Source organism: Frigoribacterium sp. ACAM 257 (assembly GCF_007954365.1).
GTDB lineage: Bacteria > Actinomycetota > Actinomycetes > Actinomycetales > Microbacteriaceae > Frigoribacterium.
Genome location: NZ_VOLO01000002.1, coordinates 668,271 through 689,087, shown reverse-complemented (window position 1 = coordinate 689,087; position 20,817 = coordinate 668,271). Strand labels below are relative to the sequence as shown.

The following is a 20,817-nucleotide window of genomic DNA, read 5'->3' as shown; positions in this document are numbered from 1 at the left end:
GCGGGGGCCAGCAGGCCGACGAACGAGAAAAGCACCGTCACGGATGACGGTGCTCTATCGAACGGCGGTGTGTCGTATGTGCTCGTGCGACAGCTCGCCCATGGTGCGGGTGGCTGTCGTGCGGCTCATGTGACGCTCCTGGTCTCAGCGGAACTCCGAGACCGCCAGGTTAACCCGCGAGAGCCGCCCTGCCTAGGGGCGGGGCGGCTCTTCACTGCTCGTTCACTGCTGCCCGTCCGCTGCTGCCCGATCGAGGGCCGAGACGAGGAGGCGCGCGAGCGTCCCCTAGACGGCGTAGCGCACGTAGTGCACCGCGCTGGTCCACAGCGGGCGCACGCTGACGTAGCCGCCGGGCTTCGGCGCGTCGAGGATCATCCCGTTGCCGGCGTAGAAGCCGTCGTGCGAGCCGTCGTTGAACACGACGACGTCGCCGGGACGCGCCTCGGAGGCCGAGATGGTGGTGCCGAGGGCTGCCTGGCTGCCGACCGAGTGCGGCAGCGAGACGCCGAACTTCGCGTAGACGTACATGATGAAGCCGGAGCAGTCGAAGCCGGCCGGGGTCGCCCCGCCGAAGACGTAGGGCGTGCCGACGTACTGCAGGGCCGCCGGGTAGACGGCGGCCTGGCCCGTCGACCCCGAGGAGGCGATGGCCTCGGTGGCCATCGAGCGCGACGACGTCCCGGTGCCCGCGGAGCTTCCGGCCGACGACGTCGAGGACGCCGACGACGCTGCGGCAGCCGCTGCGCGCGCCTGCTCGGCCTGCTGCTGGGCCGCGAGGGCCGCGGCGGCGGCCGCGGCGTCGAGGGTGGCCTGCGACGTGGCCGACCAGTCGGCCCGCGTGGCGTCGGCCCCGGTCGCGGCGGCGTCCACGGCGAGGGTCTGCCCGTCGGCGATCCGCGAGTCCGTGACGGCGCCCGCCGCGGCCGCCTCGCTCGTGGCCGGGTCGTCCTGGTCGAGGGCGAAGGCCGGGAGCGCCACCGTGCCGAAGAGGCCCGCGGTGACCGTCATCACCGTCACGCTGACGACGCTGCGACGGACGGACAGACGGGAGCGGACTTCAGGCACCGTGGCGGCGGCCATCGTGGCGCGGTGCTCGGCGGCACGGCGAGCGACCAGATCGGACCGCAGCACGCGCCGTGCGGCAGGAGCGGCCTGAACGCGGCGTCCGGAAGCGGCGGCCTCGGCACGACGGAGTGAGGCGCGGGTGGGGAACTCGGCGGAGTCGGGGCGCAGGGCAGCGCCGCCGTCTCCTTCGGGAGGAAGGACGGGTGTGGTCAAGAGGTCGGGTCTCCTGCGTCTCGACACCTGTCGGGTGGTGCTCCGTCCGACGTCAGATCGTCGACGCGAGGCAGGAGACGGATGCACGAGACGTCCTGCCACGGGCCCCGATGCCTGATTCCTGGCTCGGGGACCCTGCGACGTTACGTCATCGATGCCGAGAAATCATCCTGCAGGGGGACATTCGTCACGAATTGGTAACAGCCATTGTGCGAGCAATGCGCTTCCCGTACGCGCCCTGAGAGCAACCCCGGCGAAGGGGGCGCAGAACCGAGGAGGCGTCAGGCCGTCACGTAGATGTGCTGCGCGACCTCGGTCGGCAGCTCGAGGCCGTCCTCGTGCCCCTCGACGCGCACGAGCACGTAGGCGCCGGCCGACGTGACCGTCGCGACACCGCCGGGGAGGACCCCCGCGTCCTGCAGCTGCTGGAGCAGCTCGGGCTCGAACTGCACAGGCTCGGCGAGACGGCGCACGGCGCGCGTCACGCCCTCGGGGTTCTCGGCGAGCACCTGCACGAGGTTCACCACGCCGTCGAGGAACCGCCCGGCGGGCGAATCGCCCAGCTCGTCGAGACCCGGGATCGGGTTGCCGTAGGGAGACTCGGTCGGGTGGTCGAGCATCTCGAGCAGGCGGCGCTCGACCTGCTCGCTCATCACGTGCTCCCACCGGCAGGCCTCGTCGTGCACGTAGGCCCAGTCGAGCCCGATCACGTCGGCGAGCAGGCGCTCGGCCAGGCGGTGCTTGCGCATGACGTGGGTCGCCTTGGACCTGCCGTCGTGCGTCAGCTCGAGGTGGCGGTCGCCGGAGACGACGACGAGCCCGTCGCGCTCCATGCGCGCGATCGTCTGCGACACCGTCGGGCCGGAGTGGCCGAGGCGCTCGGAGATGCGGGCCCGCAGGGGCACGATGTTCTCTTCTTCGAGATCGAGGATCGTGCGCAGGTACATCTCAGTGGTGTCGACGAGATCGGTCAACAGGGGCCTCCCGGTGGAACGCGTGGACTACCTCGTCAGCTTACCGGCTGCGCGGGGCGGCCCGTGCCGCGTCACTAGGATCGTGCCATGGCGGACCTCTCGATTCCCACTGACCTCCTCCCCCGCGACGGGCGCTTCGGCTGCGGCCCGTCCAAGATCCGGGGAGCCCAGCTCGAGCACCTCGTCACCTCCGGGGCGACCATCCTCGGCACGTCGCACCGCCAGCCGCCCGTGAAGCAGCTCGTCGGCCGCGTCCGCGCCGACCTGGCCGAGCTCTTCGGCCTGCCCGACGGCTACGAGGTCGTGCTCGGCAACGGCGGCTCGACGGCCTTCTGGGACGCCGCGGCGTTCGGGCTCGTCGAGAAGCGCGCCGAGAACCTCTCGTTCGGCGAGTTCGGCTCGAAGTTCGCGAAGGCCGTCGCGGCACCCTGGCTCGAGGCCCCCGTCGTCCGCACCGCCGAGGGCGGCTCGCGCAGCGAGATCGAGGTCGTCGAGGGCGTCGACGTCTACGCCTGGCCGCACAACGAGACCTCGACCGGCGTCATGGCGCCCGTCACGCGCGTCGCCGGCGATCCGGGCGCCCTCACCGTGGTCGACGCCACGAGCGCCGCGGGCGGCATCGACTTCGACGCCTCGCAGGCCGACGTCTACTACTTCGCGCCGCAGAAGAACTTCGCCTCCGACGGCGGCCTCTGGTTCGCCCTCATGTCGCCGGCGGCGCTCGAGCGGATCGAGCGGATCGCCGCGAGCGGCCGGTACATCCCCGAGTTCCTGAGCCTGAAGAACGCCGTCGACAACTCGCGCCTCGACCAGACGCTGAACACCCCCGCCCTCACGACGCTGCTGCTGCTCGAGGACCAGACCCGGTGGATGCTCGAGAACGGCGGTCTGTCGTGGGCCGACGCCCGCACCCGTGAGTCGTCGTCCGCTCTCTACGACTGGGCCACCGCCTCCGAGTACGCGACGCCGTTCGTCGTCGACCCGACGCACCGGTCCCAGGTGGTGGCGACGATCGACTTCGCCGAGTCGATCGACGCCGCCGCGATCGCCGCGACCCTCCGCGCGAACGGCATCGTCGACACCGAGCCGTACCGCAAGCTCGGCCGCAACCAGCTGCGGGTCGCCACGTTCACGGCCATCGAGCCCGACGACGTGCGCCAGCTGATCCGCTCGATCGAGCACGTGGTCGGCGCCCTCTAGGCACCGCCCCGCACGCGAGAGGCCCCGACGCCAACTGGTGTCGGGGCCTCCGCACGTCAGTCGTGCCGGGCGTCAGTTCCGAGCCGAGGAGGCGCGGGCCGCGTCGCGCAGATCAGCGACGTCGGCGGGCCAGCGGGTCCTCGTCCTCGCCGTCCCAGTCGGCGACGTGCGCGTCGTCGTCGGCGTCCGCCTCGGGGTGCGCGGCCGGCACGACGGGCTCGTCGTCCTCGTCGTCGTCGTCCGAGTCGTCCTCGTCGGAGTCGTCCTCGTCGTCCAGGTCGTCGATGTCGACGCCGTCGACGTCCCCGCCGTGGACCGGGCGGGGGCCGTCGTCCTCGTCGGAGTCGTCGTCCTCGTCCTCGTCGGAGTCGTCCCCGTCCGAGTCGTCGTCCCCGTCCGAGTCGTCGTCCCCGTCCGAGTCGTCGTCCTCGTCGTCGTCCGAGTCGTCGTCCCCGTCCTCGTCGTCGTCCGACTCGTCCTCGTCCTCGTCCGCGTCGCCCGCCTCCTGCGCCTTCATCTCGGCGAGACGATCAGCCCACGGCACCCAGTCGGGCGCGATGAGGGCGTGGTCGCCGGGCAGCAGCTCGACCTCGAGGACGGTGGGCTCGGAGCCCTCGACCTGGGCGACGCTGACCGTCCAGAACCAGCCGGGGTAGCCGGGGAGCAGGGTCGCGAAGCGGACGGAGACGACCCCGTCGACCTCGTCGACCGGGGGCGCCTCGGCACCGACGGTCTCGTCGGGGGTGATCTCGAGCAGGGCGGTGCGGGCCAGCCCGGCGAAGGGCGACGTGAGGGGCCCGTCGGTCGCGGCGACCTCAGGCGTGGCGGCGGCGTCGGGCGTCGAGGCGGCGTCAGGCGTCGAGGCGGCGTCAGGCATCGAACTGGTCCGCGACGGTGCGCAGCAGGACGGCGAGCTTGGCGCCGTTCTGCGGGTAGCGGCCGTGGCGCAGGTCGCCGCCGGCCTGGTCGAGCACCTTGACGAGGTCCTCGACGATGACGGCCATGTCGTCGGCGCTCCGCCGGTTGCGCTTGACGAGGCTCGGGGCGGACTCGAGGACGCGCACGGACAGCGCCTGGGCGCCCCGCTTGCCGTCGGCGATGCCGTACTCGAGGCGGGTGCCCGCCTTGACGCCGACGGTGCCGGCGGGCAGGGCGGACGCGTGGAGGAAGACTTCCTGGCCGTCATCGCTGCTGATGAAGCCGAAGCCCTTCTCGTCGTCGTAGAACTTGACCTTGCCGGTGGGCACGATGTGACTCCTCGTGGTGTGGGGATGCGTCCTGAGCCCAGGACGCGAGGCGCGGGACCGCCCTGCCCGGCGGTCAGCCACTATCCTGTGGAGGTGGCAGACAAGAACGAGCAGAACGCACCTCAGGGCGTCCATCGTACTGAACGTGTGCTGATCGTGATGATGGTCACGATCGTCGCGCTCTCGATCGCGGCGTTCGTGGCGCGACTCGTGGGCGCGGTCGTCGGCGTCGACGACTACTCGGGCGGGGCGTGGCCGATGGTCACGGTCCTCCCGCTGATCGGGCTGCCGCTCGCGATCCTGCTGATCATCGCGTCGGTGGTGGTCGGCGTCGTCCGGCGCAGCAGGGCGAGTCGCGACACCACACGGTAGACGCAGCACGGCGCTGCTCACCACCAGGAGGCCATGCCCATGTCCAGTGCACTCGACCTCGCGGGCGTGCTCCGCTCCTCCGCGCCCGACGACCTCGTCCGGCTGCTGTCCTCGCGTCTGCTCCGCGCCTCCTCGGTGAACGACGCCTTCGACCTCGCCGACACGCTGCTCGACCCGTCGTCGGTGCGCGACGCGCTCTCGCACCTCGACCGCACCGAGCTCCTCGTGCTGCACGCGGCCCGCACTCCGGGCGACCTCGACGCGCTCGTCGGGCGCATCGACGCCGTCTTCGAGGTGGCCAGGGGCGCCGTCGCCGTCGCCGTGGACCACCTCGCCGAGCTGTTCCTCGTCGTGCGCCAGGGCGACGGGCCCGGCGCGAGCGTCAGCACCCTCGACGGCGTCGGCGACCGCCTCGACGACGACCCCGCGCTCTCGCCCGACCGGCTCGGCGCCGAGCACCCGCCCGTCGTGCTCGAGGCCGTCGCCGACGTCGACCGCGACGCCACCGACGCGCGCTCGGCCGAGCGGCTCTACGCGGTCGTGATCGAGGTCGCCGAGATCCTCCGCGCGCTCGACCGGTCGCCGGCCCGCGAACTGGCCAAGGGCGGCCTCGCCCTGCCCGAGGTGCGGCGCCTGGCCGAGGCCGCACGTCTCGAGGTCGACGACGTCCCGACCGTCGTGGCGGTCGCCTCGCGCGCCGGCCTCGCGGCTGCCGGCCCCGACGGCGTCGCCAGCACGCAGGAGGCGGCCGCCTGGCTCGCGTCCTCGTGGCCCGACCGGTGGGAGTCGTTGACCCGCGCGTGGCTGGCCTCGCTCCCCGCCGAGATCCTGGCGGTGCTGCACGAGCGCGTCGAGACCTCGTGGGGCGAGCCCCTCACCGAGTACGCACGATGGGCCTACCCGGCCGGTGAGGCGTGGATCCCGGACAGGCTCGCGGTCTTCGCCCGGGCGGCCGAGCTGCTCGGGCTGACGAGCGGCACGGCGCCCACCCGGGCCGCGATCGCGCTGCTGCGCGAAGGGCCGGAGGCGGCCAGGGCACGCGTGGCCGACCTGTTGCCCGACGCCATCGAGCAGGTGTACCTGCAGCACGACCTCACCGTCGTCGCGCCCGGTCCGCTGGCCCCGGGGCTGGACGCCCGCCTCCGGGTCATCGCCGACGTCGAGAGCTCCGGGCTCGCCGCCACCTACCGCATCACCGAGGGCGGCATCCAGCGCGCGCTCACCGCGGGCGAGACCGCCGACAGCCTCCGGTCGTTCCTCGAGGGCATCAGCCTCACCGGCGTGCCGCAGCCGCTCGACTACCTCCTCCAGCAGTCGGCCGAGCGACACGGCCGGTACCGGGTCGAGCGCGTCGTGGGCGGCGCCGACCTGCCTGCCGGAGCGGTCACCGTCGTCAGCTCCGACGAGCGGACGAGCGTCGACACCCTCGAGGTCGACCACGCCCTGGCGCCCCTCGCGCTGCAGCGGGTCGACGCCCGACGCGTCGCGACGACGTTCGACCGAGACACGGTCTTCTGGGCGCTGAGCGACGAGCGCTACCCGGTCGTGGTGGTCGACGACGACGGCGAGGCCGCTCCCCCGGCGCGTCGGCGCCTGCACCGGCCGACGCCCGTCCCGCCGCGGGACGCCGTGCGCGACATGGTCGAGAGGCTCACCGCCGGCAGCGAGGCCAGCAGCGAGACCACGGATCGCGCCTGGATCACGCGCCAGCTCGACGCCGCGGTCAAGGGCAGGCTCACGGTCACGATCGCGATCGCGATGCCGGACGGCAGCACGAGCCAGCTCCTGATGGAGCCCACCGGCGTCGGCGGCGGCCGGGTGCGCGGCCGCGACAAGAAGTCCGACGTCGAGCGCACGCTGCCGCTGTCGCACGTCGTCTCGGTGTCGAGCTAGGCCGGCGTCGAGCTGGGCCGTCCCCAGGCAGGTCGCGCCTAGACTCGACCCTCATGACCGGCCCCCTGATCGTGCAGAGCGACCGCACCGTCCTGCTCGAGGTGGCGCACCCTCAGGCTGAGGACGCGCGCCACGACCTGAGCGTGTTCGCCGAGCTCGAGCGCGCCCCCGAGCACGTGCACACGTACCGCATCACGCGCCTCGGCCTCTGGAACGCGCGCGCCGCGGGCCACACCGCAGAGGACATGCTCGGCACGCTCGAGAAGTACAGCAAGTTCCCCGTGCCGCAGAGCGTCACGGTGGACGTGGCCGAGACGGTCGCGCGCTACGGCCGCATCGTGATCGAGCGCGACGGTGAGACGCTCGTGCTGCGCGGCACCGACGACGCCGTGCTGCGCGAGGTCACCCGCGTCAAGAAGATCGGCGAGCTGCTCGGCGTCCGCCGCAGCGACACCGTGTGGGAGCTGCTGCCCTGGGCGCGCGGCGAGATCAAGCAGCAGCTGGTCAAGCTCGGCTGGCCCGCCGAGGACCACGCCGGCTACACGCCCGGCACCCCGCACCCGATCGAGCTCGACCAGACCGACTGGCAGCTGCGCGGCTACCAGCAGCAGGCCATCGACGAGTTCTTCTCGGGCGGCTCGGGCGTGGTGGTGCTGCCCTGCGGCGCCGGCAAGACGCTGGTGGGGGCCGGGGCGATGGCCGCCGCCGGCACGACCACCCTCATCCTCGTCACGAACACGGTCAGCGCACGGCAGTGGCGCGACGAGCTCCTGAAGCGCACCTCCCTCACGGAGGACGAGATCGGCGAGTACTCGGGCTCCGTCAAGGAGGTGAAGCCGGTCACCATCGCCACCTACCAGATCCTCACCGCGCGCCGTGCGGGCAAGTACACGCACCTCTCGCTGCTGGACGCCCTCGACTGGGGCCTCGTCGTCTACGACGAGGTGCACCTCCTGCCTGCCCCGGTCTTCAAGCTGACGGCCGAGCTGCAGGCACGCCGCCGCCTCGGCCTCACCGCGACGCTCGTGCGCGAGGACGGTCGCGAGGGCGACGTGTTCAGCCTGATCGGCCCCAAGCGGTTCGACGCCCCCTGGAAGGAGATCGAGGCGCAGGGCTACATCTCGCCCGCCAGCTGCTTCGAGGTCCGCGTCGACCTGCCGCAGCAGGACCGGCTCGAGTACGCGGCCGCCCCCGACGACGAGCGGTACCGCCTCGCCGCGACCGCCCCCGCCAAGCTCGACGTCGTCAAGCACCTCGTCGAGCGGCACGAGGGCGAGCAGATCCTCGTGATCGGCCAGTACCTCGACCAGCTCGACCAGCTCGCCGAAGTGCTCGACGCCCCGACCCTGACGGGCGCGACGCCGATCGACGAGCGCGAGCGCCTGTTCCAGGCCTTCCGCTCGGGCGAGATCAAGGTGCTGGTCGTCTCGAAGGTGGCCAACTTCTCGGTCGACCTGCCGGAGGCGACGGTCGCGGTCCAGGTCAGCGGCTCGTTCGGCTCGCGGCAAGAGGAGGCTCAGCGACTCGGGCGCCTGCTGCGGCCGAAGAAGTCGGGTCTGCCCGCGTCGTTCTACACGCTCGTCAGCCGCGACACGGTGGACCAGGACTTCGCGCAGAACCGTCAGCGGTTCCTCGCCGAGCAGGGCTACAGCTACACGATCCTCGACTCCCCGGTGCTGGCCGCGTGACCGGGGCCGACCTCGGGCCCGGCGACGTCCCCCTCGGCGACGACGAGCTCTGGCGCGACGGCCTGCGCCGCGTGTTCCTGGCCGACCAGTCGCCGTGGGCGGCCTTCGGACCGCTGGTCGCCTCCCTCGACCACGAGGCCGTGGAGTACCGGGGCCAGCGCTCGCGCACGGCCCCGTGGGACGACACGGTCGTCGTGTCCGTCGAGCGCACCTACGAGGTGCAGGGCGGACTGCACGCCGGTGCCAGCCTCAGCGTCGTGACCTGGACGCGCGACCCCGAGGTCCTCGAGCGCAGCGACCTGCTCGCGGGCTCTCCCGTGGTCGATCACCTCTACGCCGGCCTCAGCGCGCTCGGCGAGCTGGACGACGCCGAGGAGGCGCGGGTCGTCACGGCCCCGGTCGAGCGGTTCCCGGGATGGGAGATCGCCCGCGCCTCCGGCTACACGGCCGTGCTCGAGCAGCGCGACGGCGTCGCCTTCACGCTCGCGGTGCCCGACGAGCTGCTCGAGCTCACGACACGGATCGCACTCGTGCCCAACACCGAGTGGGACGACGCGGATCGCTGACGGTCGGCTGACGGCTCACTGACGGCGCGCTCGCTGCTCGCACGCGGTCGGCGCACTCACGACTCACAGGGAACACCGAGGCCGCGGACAGATACTGGGGCCATGAGTGACGGCCCCAAGATTCTCATCGTCGATGACGAGCCCAACATCCGCGACCTGCTGACCACCAGCCTCCGGTTCGCCGGCTTCGCCGTGCGCGCGGTCGGCAACGGCGCCCAGGCGATCTCCGCGGTCCTCGAAGAAGAGCCCGACCTGATCATTCTCGACGTGATGCTCCCCGACATGAACGGGTTCGGCGTGACCAAGCGCCTCCGCTCGTCGGGCTACACGTCGCCGATCCTGTTCCTCACGGCGAAGGACGACACCGAGGACAAGATCACGGGCCTCACCGTCGGCGGCGACGACTACGTGACGAAGCCGTTCAGCCTCGACGAGATCGTCGCCCGGATCAAGGCGATCCTCCGCCGCACCATGAACGAGGACGAGGACGCGATCATCCGCGCCGGCGAGCTCACCATGGACCAGGACACCCACGAGGTCACCATCGGCGAGACCGCCATCGAGCTCAGCCCCACCGAGTTCAAGCTGCTCCGCTACCTCATGCTGAACCCCAACCGCGTGCTGTCGAAGGCCCAGATCCTCGACCACGTCTGGGAGTACGACTTCAACGGCGACGCCGGCATCGTCGAGAGCTACATCTCGTACCTGCGCCGCAAGCTCGACCAGTTCTCCGCCGAGCCGATCATCCAGACGAAGCGCGGCTTCGGCTACATGCTCAAGGCCGCCAAGGCCTGACGCGGAACGACCACCGGCGGCGCCCGGGAGCCTCGGCTCCCAGGCGCCACCGGTATCTTCGCTACTCATGCACGAACGCCTGTCGCAGTGGTGGAACGAGATCTCCATCCGGACCAAGATCACCGGGATCACGGTCACCCTGGTGACCCTCGGGCTGCTCGTGGCGGGCCTCGGCACGATGACCGTGCTCAGCACGTACCTCTACGGCCAGGTCGACCTGTCGCTCAAGTCGGCGGCCGAGGGCTTCACGGCGGCCTCCCCCAGCGCGACGAACGCACAGTCGTGCACCGTCACGTTCGGCGCCACGAGCAGCAGCTTCGTCGCGCTGTTCCGTGAGGACGGCACCCGCCTCTGCGACAACGCCGACGAGCTGAAGGGCGGCACGGGACCCGATCTCTCGGCCGTCGACCTGCCTGCAGCAGGATCGAAGGCCGAGCCGATGAGCGTCTACAACTCCGACCACGACCAGCAGTGGCGCGTCTACGCCTACGACACGACGCTGACGCAGCGCGACCAGGCGACCGGCGTCGTCGAGCAGATCGACGCCACCATCGTCACCGGCACGAACCTGGCCAGCACGAACGCCGTGATCGGTCGCTTCAGCGGCATCTTCCTCGGCTTCGGCGTCTCGGTCGTCGTGCTCGGCGCCGCCCTGACGCGCCTGCTCGTCACGTCGACCTTCACCCCGCTGCGCGACGTCGAGGCGACGGCGGCTCGCTTCGCCGACGGCGACTTCAGCCAGCGGCTCGACTCCACGACCCCCAACACCGAGGTAGGCAGGCTGAACCGCTCGCTCAACACGATGCTGAGCCGCATCGACTCGGCGTTCGACGACCGGTCGCGGACCATCGACCAGATGCGGCGGTTCGTGGGCGACGCCAGCCACGAGCTCCGCACGCCGCTCGTCAGCCTGCGCGGCTACGCCGAGCTCTACCGGATGGGCGCCCTGACCAAGCCGGAGGACGTCGCCCAGGCGATGGACCGCATCGAGAAGGAGGCGATCCGGATGGGCGTCCTCGTTCAGGACCTGCTCGCCCTCGCCCGTCTCGACGAGTCGAAGCCGCTGGAGCTAGGCCCGGTCGACCTGGTCGCCATCGCCCGCGACTCCGCCCTCGACACGATGGCGTCCAACCCGGACCGCGACATCGCCGTCGTCGTGCACGACCCGGTCGTCAGCGGCGTCCCCGACGCGGTGCCGGACGTCGCCGCGCCCGCCGCGCCGGACGACGCCGCGGCCGTGCCGCCCGGGTCGACAGGAGCCATCTCGTTCGCGGGCGCGACCCTCGCGCGCCTCCGGGGGCTCAGGGCCCGAGCGGTCAGGGCGGGCGAGCCCGTGGGAGACGAGCTCGCCGGCGACCCCTCCGGCCACGGGCCCCAGGCTCCCGCCGTGGTGCTCGGCGAAGAGAACAAGCTGCGTCAGGTCATCACGAACCTGATGGGCAACGCCATGCGCTTCACCGAGCACGACAGCCCCATCGAGCTGGCCGTGCAGTCGGATCCCGGTCGCGGCGTCGCGACGATCGACATCGTCGACCACGGCGAGGGCATCCCGCCGCAGATCCGCGAGAAGATCTTCCAGCGCTTCTGGCGTGCCGACTCGTCGAGGACCCGCGACACGGGCGGCTCGGGCCTCGGCCTGGCGATCGTCTCCGGCATCGTCTCGGCGCACGGCGGCAGCGTGGACGTCTTCGACACCCCCGGGGGCGGTGCGACCTTCCGCGTGGCGCTGCCCCTCCTCCCGGACGCCGGCGCCGCCGGTGCCGGTGGAGCTGCTGCCGCGGCTGGTGCTGCCCCAGCTGCTGCCGGCGAGCAGCCGCCCACGACGCCCGCCTCCTCCTAGTCGCTTCCGGGGCCGTGCCCGCAATTCGCGCGTGATCCGCCGTCCGGACGCCGCAGAGGCCGGTCGCCGAGGCACGCGCCGCGCGGATCCCTCGCAGATCGTGGGGTCTCTGCACATGCCGACAAACGAGCGCCCGGTAACGGAGATTCCGGGTGCAGAAAGGGCCTCTCAGTACGCTGCGGTCGGGTTCTGCGGCTCCCGCGCACCCGGTGGTCCGCACATGCCGACCTGCTCGCCCACAACAGCGGCTCTTCCCGTTGTTGCAACACGCAAGACAGCGCCTGGTCGGCATCTGCGGAAGAGCACCGGCACGAGCGCAGACGCACCCGCGCACGCACTCGCACCGAACGCCGAAGGGCGACCCTCCCGGAGGAGAGCCGCCCTTGCGGTGTGACTGGTGCAGCTGGTGCAGCGCGGACTAGAAGTCCATGCCGCCCGTGGGGTCGCCGGCCGGGGCCGGGTTGCGCTCGGGCTTGTCGGCGACGACGGCCTCGGTGGTCAGGAACAGACCAGCGATGGAGGCGGCGTTCTGCAGCGCAGAGCGGGTCACCTTGGCGGGGTCGATGATGCCGGCGGCGATCATGTCGACGTACTCGCCGGTCGCGGCGTTGAGGCCGTGTCCGACGGGCAGGCCGCGGACCTTGTCGGCGACGACGCCGGGCTCCATGCCCGCGTTGAAGGCGATCTGCTTCAGCGGAGCGTCGATGGCGACGCGCACGATGTTCGCGCCGGTCGCCTCGTCGCCCTCGAGGTGCAGCTCGGCGAGAGCGGTCTTGCCGGCCTGGATGAGAGCGACGCCACCACCGGCGACGATGCCCTCCTCGACGGCTGCCTTCGCGTTGCGGACGGCGTCCTCGATGCGGTGCTTGCGCTCCTTGAGCTCGACCTCCGTGGCCGCGCCGGCCTTGATGACGGCGACGCCGCCGGCCAGCTTGGCGAGGCGCTCCTGGAGCTTCTCGCGGTCGTAGTCGCTGTCGGTCGCCTCGATCTCCGAGCGGATCTGACGGACGCGGCCCGCGATCTGCTCGGGGTCGCCGGCGCCCTCGACGATGGTCGTCTCGTCCTTGGTGATGACGACCTTGCGGGCACGACCGAGCAGGTCGAGCGTCGCGTTCTCGAGCTTGAGGCCGACCTCTTCCGCGATGACCTGGCCACCGGTGAGGATGGCGATGTCCTGCAGCTGGGCCTTGCGGCGGTCGCCGAAGCCGGGGGCCTTGACGGCGACCGACTTGAAGATGCCGCGGATCTTGTTGACGACCAGGGTCGCCAGCGCCTCGCCGTCGACGTCCTCGGCGATGATGAGCAGCTGCTTGCCGCTCTGGATCACCTTGTCGACGACGGGGAGGAGGTCCTTGATGTTCGAGATCTTCGAGTTGACGATGAGCACGTAGGCGTCCTCGAAGACGGCCTCCTGGCGCTCGGGGTCGGTCACGAAGTACTGCGACAGGTAGCCCTTGTCGAAGCGCATGCCCTCAGTCAGCTCGAGCTCGGTGCCGAAGGTGTTCGACTCCTCGACGGTGACGACGCCCTCCTTGCCGACCTTGTCGATGGCCTCGGCGATGAGCGCGCCGATGGTGGGGTCGGCGGCGGAGATCGAGGCGGTGGCCGCGATCTGCTCCTTGGTCTCGATGTCCTTCGCGTCGGCGAGCAGCTGAGCCGAGACGGCCGCTGCGGCCTTCTCGATGCCGCGCTTGAGCGAGATGGGGTCGGCGCCTGCGGCGACGTTGCGGAGGCCCTCACGGACGAGAGCCTGGGCGAGCACGGTGGCGGTGGTGGTGCCGTCGCCGGCGACGTCGTCGGTCTTCTTGGCGACCTCCTTGACGAGCTCGGCACCGATCTTCTCGAACGGGTCGTCGAGCTCGATCTCCTTGGCGATGGAGACGCCGTCGTTCGTGATGGTGGGGGCGCCCCACTTCTTCTCGAGCACGACGTTGCGGCCGCGCGGGCCGAGCGTGACCTTCACCGCGTCGGCCAGGATGTTCAGGCCGCGCTCGAGGCCACGACGGGCCTCTTCGTCAAAAGCAATGATCTTAGCCATGTGTTTCCTCGTCCCTCCCGGACGTCATGAAGCAGAAGCATTGGCACTCACCAACGGCGAGTGCCAGGGACGATTCTGGCACTCTCACCTATGGAGTGCAAGTGAGCCCCGCACCTCGTGACGCTCGACGGGGGTCAGGCCAGGCGGACGCTCTCCGCCTGCGGGCCCTTGTCGCCCGTGCCGACCTCGAAGACGACCGCCTGGCCCTCCTCGAGGACCTTGTAGCCGCTCATGTCGATGGCCGAGTAGTGGACGAAGACGTCCTGCCCGCCGTCCGTCACGGTGATGAAGCCGTAGCCCTTCTCCGCGTTGAACCACTTGACGGTGCCCTGTGCCATGGTGCCGCTCCCCTTGCCGTTCTCGGTGCCGCGCGCGGTCGTGCCGCGCGTGAGGTCGTGCCGGTGCCGACCAGGACACGACACTAGGCAGGTCGCCTAGGCCTGGAGAAGCCCCGGGGCGGCGGTTCACCCGTCAGAACTGACGAATTAACACGTTCGGCAACGCGGTGGCAACATCGGGGCAACGCGGCGGCAACACCGCGGCTGCCGGGCGATCGCAGAGCGTCGACGAGGAGGCGCCCCCGAGCACGCAGACCGCGCTCGCGTCACCAGCCCGCGTACAGCTCGCTCCAGTCGGGGACGTACCTCAGCAGGGCGTCCTCCGCGAGGATCCGCCCCCCGGGCGACGGGAGGCCGGCCGCGAAGTCGACGGCGCGGATCTCCCCGAGCTTGACCTCTCGTTCCTCCGCGTACTTCGCGTCCAAGAAGGCCTGCTGCTTCGGGCTGAAGACGCGGGGCGGCCGGGTCTCGTTCACGAAGTCGAACCAGAGACGGTCGCTCAGTGCCTGCACGTACGGAGTCGCGACGGTCTGGTGGAACTCGTGTTCGTAGCGGACCAGGCCGCGGCCGTTCACCGTCTCCGCGAAGGTCTGGGCCGCCAGCACGTCGGCGGCATCCAGCAGCTGGCCTCCCCGGGCGCGGACGCGGTCGTCGGCCTGGGCCCGGAAGGCCTCGTCGACGGCCTCGAGGGCGGCGGCGCGCGACGCGACGGGCTGACCGGTCTGCTTCGCCACGGCGTAGGTCGTCCGGAAGACCTCCGTCCGGGCAGCTCGGCGTGCCGCGTCGAGCAGCGAGAGGTCGTGTCGGGTCGCGCCGTCGACCCGGGGGCCGACGGTCCACTCGACCGACTGTCGCACCCGTTCACGCATGCGCGTCTCGAGTTCGTCCTGGAAGTGCTGTCGCAGGGCGAGGGGCGCGTCGTCCCACGCAGCTCGATGGACCTCCTCGCGCTTCCGCGCCTCGCGTTCCCAGGCCGGCGGGGCCGGGCTCGGCCCGAATGCGTCCCGGACCACGTCGACGATCTGCTGCACCGCGATGTCGACGACGAGGGCGACCTCGACGAACGGGACGAACTCGGGCTGCGCGGCCTCGGCCACCTGGAGCCCCTCGGCGATCCCGTCGAACAGGAGGTCGGTGTCGTCGCCGGACGCGACGTCCTGCTCGAGGGCGTAGCCGGTGGCCACGAGACCCGCGTAGGGCAGCAACTCCGCACCCGCCGAGAGCGCACGTGCCGAGGCGCCACCGACCCTCTCCAGGAGGCGGGTGCTCAGGGACAGTTCCTCGAGGGTGTCCAGGTCGCGCTCGAGCGCCCCTGCGAACTCGGAGACCCAGGCGCCGTCCGATGCGTCCCCGGCCCCGCGGGCCAGGGCGTCGAGGGTCGCCGCCGACTCCGGCAGCGGCGCGATGACCTTGTCGCCCCGCGCCACCTCTGACGCGTCGAGGGACAGGTCGGCCGTGCCGCCGGACTCCTCCCACGTCGCCCGGTGCCGCTCCCGGACCTCTCCCGGGTCGACGGTCCGGCGGCACCCTGCGGTGAGCCGCCCCGCCGACTGCGGGGAGGCTGTGCAGGGGACGAAGGCGAGCTCCTCGGGATCGAGGACGCGAGCGGCACGGGGCGTGACATCGGCGTCGAACGCGACGTTCAGCAGCCTGCCGCCCTCGTCCAGGACGTACTCGCCGTCCCGTTCGACGACCGGCACCGCCGAGACGACGTGGGCCCGTGGGATGTCCCCGACCGCCGCCCACTCGCTCTGGTAGCCGTACTCGCGGAGCAGTCGGTCCGCCTCCGTCCGGACTGCCTCGTCCGCCGTGCCTGCTGCCGCCTCGAAGGTCGCGGTGACGTCGACGTAGTCGCCGGCGGGGACGATCTCGTACACCCACGCGTTGGCCTGCCAGTCCTTGGCGAACCCCAGATCGGTCGTGGTCGACACGAAAGCGGTGTCGTCGCCGTTGCTGAGGCCGGCGACGTGGTCGAGCAGGTTCTCGTTGGTCCCCGTCCCGTTCGGCTCGAAGCCCCTCGGGAAGACCTCGGTCGGGTGCCGCTGGTCCGACCGGTAGACGAGCTGGTGCTCCTCCCGCAGCCGGTCGATGACGGGATCCACCGGGACGAGGGCGACCGCGAGCTGCGCGACCCCGAGGATCAGGGCGGCGAGAACGACGCCGGGCCGCCGGCGTCGGCGTCGGAGGGGAGGACTGATCGGCACTGGCGGCACCCTTCTCATCAGGCGCAGCGCCTGGGTGCGCTGCGCGACGAGACCTCACGCTAGGGAGCCGGGTCCGGGCCGGACATCCGCCAGGAGGACCGCGTCGCCCGGGTCAGAAGTACCGGGGCCGCACGACTACGGCGTGTAGTCCGCCCCCAGCACGGCGGTGACCGACGAGTCGGGGAACGCGTCGCTCAGCTCGACGGTCGTCGTGCCGAGGTCGCGGGCGACCCCCAGGGCGACGCCCTCGTCCGCCTCGTCGGCGTAGTAGACGACCGTGGTGGCCACGGTGCCGTCGGCGTTGCCCTGGCCTGCCACCGTCCAGCCGGTCTCGGCGAGGGCGAGCGACGCGCGGCCCGCGAGCCCGCTCGTCGTCGTGCCGTTGAGCACCGTGATCGTGGTGACGTCGGGGTCGACGGACGCCGGATCGGCGGGGGCGACGGTCTCGGCGGGCGTCGTCGGGGCCGCCGTGTCGTCGGTCGCGTCGTCGCCGGCCCCGTCGCTCGCCCCGTCGCTCGGCGTGCCGGAGCCGGCCTCTGCCGTCTCGTCCGAGGTCGGCGAGACGAACTGGAAGCTGTCGTTCGCGACGCCGAGGTAGACGACGCCGGCGCCGACGAGCACGCCGACCGCGAGGGCGCACCAGGCGAAGACCACCCAGCCGCGGCCTCGGCGCGCCTCGGCGCGGTGGGCCCCGACCCTGTGCAGGTCCGCGGGCACCTCGTCGAATCGGTCGCGGGGGTGTTTCGCCATGGTGTGGTGTCGGTCTTCCGTGTGGTCAGCGGTCGGTCGGCCCGAACGAACGGGCGGCCCTCGCCCGCGAGCGCTCGTCGCGCAGTCGCAGGAGCCTCCCCACGAGCATGGGCGAGTAGGCCAGTGCAGCAGGTCTGTCCAGCAGGGAGCCGAGCATCTGCTGGTAGCGCGCGGTGGTGAGGCCGAGCTCGCGCCGCACCGCCGCCTCCTTGAGTCCGGGCGAGGCAGGCGCGTGCTGCTCGAAGTCGAGCAGGGCGCGCTCGCGCTCGGACAGCGCGCTCGTGCGCACGTCCCCGCTGCCGCTGCCCTGGTCGTCCACTGCCCTGCCCTCTCGGTCCTGGTCAGCTTAGGGGCGGGCGACCGAGCAGCCGGGGAGGCGCCGGGCGGTTCGCCGGGTCGGCTCGCGTCGTCAGCCGGTCGTCCACAGACGCGTGCCGTGGGCGTCGCCGACGGCGAGCGCGCGACCGTCCAGCGCGAGCACGGCGAAGGACTCGGCGTCGGGCGTCCCGTCCGGCACCGCGACGGGCACGGCGTGCAGCAGGCCCCGCCGTTCGTACGAGATCCACCGGGCGCCCAGGCCGCGCACCGCCTCGACGAACTCCTGTCGACGACGGCCGGGCAGGTAGACGAGGGTGCCCGTCGAGACGACGACGAGCGTCGCGTCCCCCGGCGCCTCGGACGCGAGGCGCGCGAGGTCGTCGACGGCGTCGCCCCGGTCGACACGAGGAGGCGCGGCGCGGGCCACCGAGACCGCCTGCGTCAGCAGCGCGGCCCGGTCCGGCGCCCCGGGCGGGAGCAGCGCGTCGAGCCAGGCCACGTCGGCGGCGGAGGAGACGTCGAGCGGGTCGAGATCCAGGCCGGCGCGCCAGACCACCTCGGGCAGCCGCACCTCGCCGAGGTCGCCGTGCACGACGACGTCGAGCTGCACGGGGCTTGCGGCGTCGCCCCAGCGGACGCCGCCCGCGCGGTGCCCGTACCGGTCGGGCAGCAGCCCGAGGCCGGCCGACGCGCCCACCTCGAGCAACGCGACCGGCCCCGCGACCCGGGCGAGGGCGAGGGACACGGGGCTGGTCCGTCGCACGTCGTTGGTCTGCGTGAGCCGGCGACCGAGCTCGTCGAGGAACCGCTCCTGGTGGTCGAGCAGCCAGCGTCGCAGATCGGGCCAGGGACCGAGGGGCGCGCCCAGCCACCTCGCGACCGCGAGCACGAGCACCGGCTGGCGCCGCGCCTCCTCGGCTCGCTCGACCAGCGCGAGCACCTCGGCGTCGTCGGCGACGCCCCTGGCCGCGGCCGCCCAGCTCGGCGACCCCTCGCGCAGGACGGCGTCCGCGTAGGCGGAGAAGCGGTCGGAGAGGGTCGGCGACTGTGTCACCGGCCGAGTCTCGCACCCCTGGGAGGCAGCCCCGAGGAGGCGGCGGCGAGGAATGAGCGTCGGCGGCGCGGTGTTCAATGGGGAGTCCCCGACGAGCAGGCCCTCACGGCCGCGAGTCCCCCCTGACGCAGAGGAGTGCACGATGGCGAACGAGCCCGTGTCGTACCAGGTCGAGAAGTCCGACGAAGAGTGGCGCCGTGAGCTCGACCCCCAGGCCTACCAGGTGCTTCGCCAGGCGGCGACCGAGCGCCCGTGGACGGGCGAGCTGCTCGACGAGAGCCGTGCCGGCATCTACGCCTGCGCCGCCTGCGGTGCCGAGCTCTTCAAGAGCGGCACCAAGTTCGACAGCGGCTGCGGCTGGCCGAGCTTCTACGAGTCGGTCGACCCGGAGGCCGTGCAGCTGATCGAGGACGACTCGCTCGGCATGGTCCGCACCGAGGTCCGCTGTGCCACCTGCGGGTCGCACCTCGGCCACGTGTTCCCCGACGGCTTCGGCACGCCGACCGGCGACCGCTACTGCATGAACTCCATCTCGCTCGACTTCAAGGCCGAGGGCACCCCGACCGGCGACCAGGCCGGCGCCTGATGGGCGCCGTCGCCGACGCTGCCCGCCGGCGACGGTCCCGCTCGAAGGTCACCGACGAGGCGCCCGGGCACGAACAGCTGCTCGAGCTGGTGCAGGCGGCGGCGACGGTGGCCGACCACTCGTCGCTGCGCCCGTGGCGCCTGATCGAGCTGCGCGGCGACGACCGGCTGCTGATCGGCCGGGGGCTCGCGGAGGCGAGCGGCGCGGACGCGAAGTCGTCCGACAAGCTCGAGCAGAAATCGCTCAGGGCGCCGCTCGTCCTCGCCGTCGTGCTCTCGCCGGTCGAGAGCCGCAAGGTGCCCGAGTGGGAACAGGAGAGCGTCGCCTCGGGCGTCGCCCACCTGCTGTCGCTCGTGCTCGACGACGAGGGCTGGGGCGTGTTCTGGCGCACCGGCACCGACACCCGCCACGAGGCGGTGCACCGGGCCCACGGGCTCGCGCCCCACGAGAAGCTGCTCGGCTGGCTCTACGTCGGCGGACGGACGGAGCGGGACGAGAAGCCCCGCAAGCTGCTCGAGCCCGGGCGCTTCGTCAGCGCACCGGGCTCGGAGACGGCCTAGGCCAGCAGCAGATCTACCAGGCTGCGCCTACCACGACTTGCGGCTCTGCCCCACGACGGTGATCGGCAGCCAGAACGAGCCGGTCATCAGCACGATGCCCGCGAAGAAGACGAAGGCGTTGGGCTCGTCCTGCCCGAACGAGTACGCGAAGAGCGCGAAGCTCGCGAGCAGCAGGATGATCGAGCCGATGGCGGTCAGGACGTTGGTCATGGGAGCTCCTCGTGGTCGGTGCCCGGGGCGACCGGGCGCGACCGCACGGGTCGCTGCAGCTCCTACTTCACCACTTCCCCGGGGCCGACGCCAATCCTGCGCGACGCGCACTCCGCACCTCGGCCCGTCGCCTCGCCGTCGCCCTGTCGGTAAGATGGTCCCGCCCGCCGCCTTGGCGCAGTCCGGTAGCGCAGTGCTCTTGTAAAGCGAAGGTCGTCGGTTCGAATCCGACAGGCGGCTCCCCCGGCCCCGTCCCGCCCCCGGCGAGGCGGGGCCTCCTCGATGTCCTGCGGGCCTCAGTCCTCGAGGTCCAGCAGCATCGACCGGAGCCCCGCGGTCACCGCGGCGACGGCGGCCGGATCGAGGGACGCCGTCATCGCCCCCTCGAGGTCGAGCTGCGCGTCGAGCACCCCGTGCAGCAGCTCACGACCCCGTGCCGTCGGCGAGACGAAGTAGCCGCGGGCGTCCGCGCGGTTCTCGGAGCGCTCGACGAGCCCCGCGGCGGTCAGGCCCCTGAGCCGCTTCGTCACCGCAGGAGGCGACAGCAGCGTCTGCTCCGCGAGCCGACCCGGCGACGTGGGCACGTCGGTGCGCACCAGCGCGGCGAGCAGGTCGAAGTCGGTGCGGCCGATGCCGTGGTCGCCCAGCAGATCGTCGCTGCGACGCTGGATGATCCGGGCGAGCCGGGTGATGCGCCCCACGACGAGCACGGGCGAGACGTCGAGGTCGGGTCGGAGCCGGCTCCACTGGTCGTGGACGAGGTCGAGGGCGTCGGTGGTGGCGCGCGGCACGCTGGTCTGATCAGTCACGGGTCGACCCTACTTTGATTCACGGGTAAACTACTTCTCCGGCCCCGGCTCGCCCTGCGCCTGCCGCCGCGCCTCACCGACCACAGCACCCGACGAC

General features: G+C 72.1%; 21 protein-coding genes and 1 tRNA gene. 10 read left to right on the top strand and 12 right to left on the bottom strand.

All coding sequences use genetic code 11. The features are described 5' to 3' along the window. Nucleotides 1-285 precede the first annotated feature (285 nt). A complete protein-coding gene (locus tag ES689_RS15875; RefSeq protein WP_223269501.1) occupies nt 286-1,278 on the bottom strand; it encodes a C40 family peptidase in 993 nt (330 codons plus the stop codon). A 281-nt stretch (nt 1,279-1,559) separates the two neighbouring features. Next, nucleotides 1,560-2,252: a metal-dependent transcriptional regulator gene (locus ES689_RS09675; protein WP_146903427.1), complete on the bottom strand. Its 693-nt coding sequence runs from the start codon at nt 2,250-2,252 to the stop codon at nt 1,560-1,562. 87 nt (nt 2,253-2,339) lie between these two features. Between ES689_RS09675 and serC the strand changes: the two genes are divergently transcribed. Continuing rightward, on the top strand, nt 2,340-3,452 hold the full coding sequence (serC, locus tag ES689_RS09670; RefSeq protein ID WP_146903424.1) for a phosphoserine transaminase: 1,113 nt from the start codon (nt 2,340-2,342) through the stop codon (nt 3,450-3,452). Between the two features lie 112 nt (nt 3,453-3,564). Here serC and ES689_RS09665 read toward each other — a convergent pair whose 3' ends face one another. Next, the gene (locus ES689_RS09665) at nt 3,565-4,329 is read right to left on the bottom strand and encodes a DUF3027 domain-containing protein (RefSeq protein WP_146903421.1); all 765 of its coding nucleotides are present in this window, start codon (nt 4,327-4,329) and stop codon (nt 3,565-3,567) included. Continuing rightward, nucleotides 4,322-4,699 (bottom strand): cold-shock protein, encoded by a 378-nt coding sequence (locus tag ES689_RS09660; protein ID WP_146903418.1) that lies wholly within the window; start codon nt 4,697-4,699, stop codon nt 4,322-4,324. The genes ES689_RS09665 and ES689_RS09660 overlap by 8 nt, the downstream gene beginning before the upstream one ends. 93 nt (nt 4,700-4,792) lie before the next feature. Here ES689_RS09660 and ES689_RS09655 point away from each other — a divergent pair, with 93 nt between their 5' ends. The 6 genes from ES689_RS09655 (at nt 4,793) to ES689_RS09630 (ending at nt 11,853) form a co-directional block, all read left to right on the top strand. Continuing rightward, nucleotides 4,793-5,071: a hypothetical protein gene (locus ES689_RS09655; protein WP_146903415.1), complete on the top strand. Its 279-nt coding sequence runs from the start codon at nt 4,793-4,795 to the stop codon at nt 5,069-5,071. Nucleotides 5,072-5,110: 39 nt separating this feature from the next. Then, nucleotides 5,111-6,964, top strand: coding sequence for a helicase-associated domain-containing protein (locus tag ES689_RS09650; RefSeq protein WP_146903412.1), 1,854 nt, complete (start codon nt 5,111-5,113; stop codon nt 6,962-6,964). 53 nt (nt 6,965-7,017) lie between these two features. Then, nucleotides 7,018-8,652 (top strand): DNA repair helicase XPB, encoded by a 1,635-nt coding sequence (locus tag ES689_RS09645; protein ID WP_146903409.1) that lies wholly within the window; start codon nt 7,018-7,020, stop codon nt 8,650-8,652. Continuing rightward, complete coding sequence (locus tag ES689_RS09640) at nt 8,649-9,218, top strand: hypothetical protein (RefSeq protein WP_146903406.1); 570 nt, start codon at nt 8,649-8,651, stop codon at nt 9,216-9,218. The genes ES689_RS09645 and ES689_RS09640 overlap by 4 nt, the downstream gene beginning before the upstream one ends. Before the next feature lie 102 nt (nt 9,219-9,320). Further along, a complete protein-coding gene (locus tag ES689_RS09635) occupies nt 9,321-10,013 on the top strand; it encodes a response regulator transcription factor (RefSeq protein WP_123355366.1) in 693 nt (230 codons plus the stop codon). A 67-nt stretch (nt 10,014-10,080) separates the two neighbouring features. Then, nucleotides 10,081-11,853: a cell wall metabolism sensor histidine kinase WalK gene (locus tag ES689_RS09630; RefSeq protein ID WP_146903403.1), complete on the top strand. Its 1,773-nt coding sequence runs from the start codon at nt 10,081-10,083 to the stop codon at nt 11,851-11,853. A 418-nt stretch (nt 11,854-12,271) separates the two neighbouring features. Here ES689_RS09630 and groL read toward each other — a convergent pair whose 3' ends face one another. The 6 genes from groL to ES689_RS09600 form a co-directional block, all read right to left on the bottom strand. Next, complete coding sequence (gene groL, locus ES689_RS09625) at nt 12,272-13,891, bottom strand: chaperonin GroEL (RefSeq protein ID WP_146903398.1); 1,620 nt, start codon at nt 13,889-13,891, stop codon at nt 12,272-12,274. A 134-nt stretch (nt 13,892-14,025) separates the two neighbouring features. Beyond that, a complete protein-coding gene (locus ES689_RS09620; RefSeq protein WP_146903394.1) occupies nt 14,026-14,229 on the bottom strand; it encodes a cold-shock protein in 204 nt (67 codons plus the stop codon). Nucleotides 14,230-14,495: 266 nt separating this feature from the next. Continuing rightward, nucleotides 14,496-16,433: a hypothetical protein gene (locus ES689_RS09615; RefSeq protein WP_191330329.1), complete on the bottom strand. Its 1,938-nt coding sequence runs from the start codon at nt 16,431-16,433 to the stop codon at nt 14,496-14,498. A gap of 135 nt (nt 16,434-16,568) precedes the next feature. Then, on the bottom strand, nt 16,569-17,183 hold the full coding sequence (locus tag ES689_RS09610) for a LytR C-terminal domain-containing protein (protein WP_146903388.1): 615 nt from the start codon (nt 17,181-17,183) through the stop codon (nt 16,569-16,571). Nucleotides 17,184-17,208: 25 nt separating this feature from the next. Beyond that, nucleotides 17,209-17,502, bottom strand: a complete 294-nt coding sequence (locus ES689_RS09605) for a DUF3263 domain-containing protein (protein WP_223269500.1) — start codon at nt 17,500-17,502, stop codon at nt 17,209-17,211. A 90-nt stretch (nt 17,503-17,592) separates the two neighbouring features. Beyond that, nucleotides 17,593-18,555, bottom strand: a complete 963-nt coding sequence (locus tag ES689_RS09600; protein ID WP_191330327.1) for a DUF2332 domain-containing protein — start codon at nt 18,553-18,555, stop codon at nt 17,593-17,595. 157 nt (nt 18,556-18,712) lie between these two features. Here ES689_RS09600 and msrB point away from each other — a divergent pair, with 157 nt between their 5' ends. Both msrB and ES689_RS09590 read left to right on the top strand, forming a co-directional pair. Further along, nucleotides 18,713-19,141, top strand: a complete 429-nt coding sequence (gene msrB / locus ES689_RS09595) for a peptide-methionine (R)-S-oxide reductase MsrB (RefSeq protein ID WP_146903667.1) — start codon at nt 18,713-18,715, stop codon at nt 19,139-19,141. Beyond that, complete coding sequence (locus tag ES689_RS09590) at nt 19,141-19,701, top strand: nitroreductase family protein (RefSeq protein WP_146903382.1); 561 nt, start codon at nt 19,141-19,143, stop codon at nt 19,699-19,701. Before msrB ends, ES689_RS09590 begins: the two co-directional genes overlap by 1 nt. A gap of 27 nt (nt 19,702-19,728) precedes the next feature. On the opposite strand, the gene ES689_RS09585 is transcribed toward ES689_RS09590, so the two are convergent. Beyond that, on the bottom strand, nt 19,729-19,911 hold the full coding sequence (locus ES689_RS09585; RefSeq protein ID WP_123547894.1) for a hypothetical protein: 183 nt from the start codon (nt 19,909-19,911) through the stop codon (nt 19,729-19,731). A gap of 166 nt (nt 19,912-20,077) precedes the next feature. On the opposite strand from ES689_RS09585, the gene ES689_RS09580 reads away from it, so the two are divergent. Continuing rightward, nucleotides 20,078-20,151, top strand: a tRNA-Thr gene (locus ES689_RS09580). A 56-nt stretch (nt 20,152-20,207) separates the two neighbouring features. Here the strand turns inward: ES689_RS09580 and ES689_RS09575 are convergent. After that, nucleotides 20,208-20,720 carry a MarR family winged helix-turn-helix transcriptional regulator gene (locus ES689_RS09575; protein ID WP_146903379.1) on the bottom strand — a complete coding sequence of 171 codons (513 nt, stop codon included), beginning with the start codon at nt 20,718-20,720 and terminating at the stop codon, nt 20,208-20,210. Nucleotides 20,721-20,817: the final 97 nt, after the last annotated feature.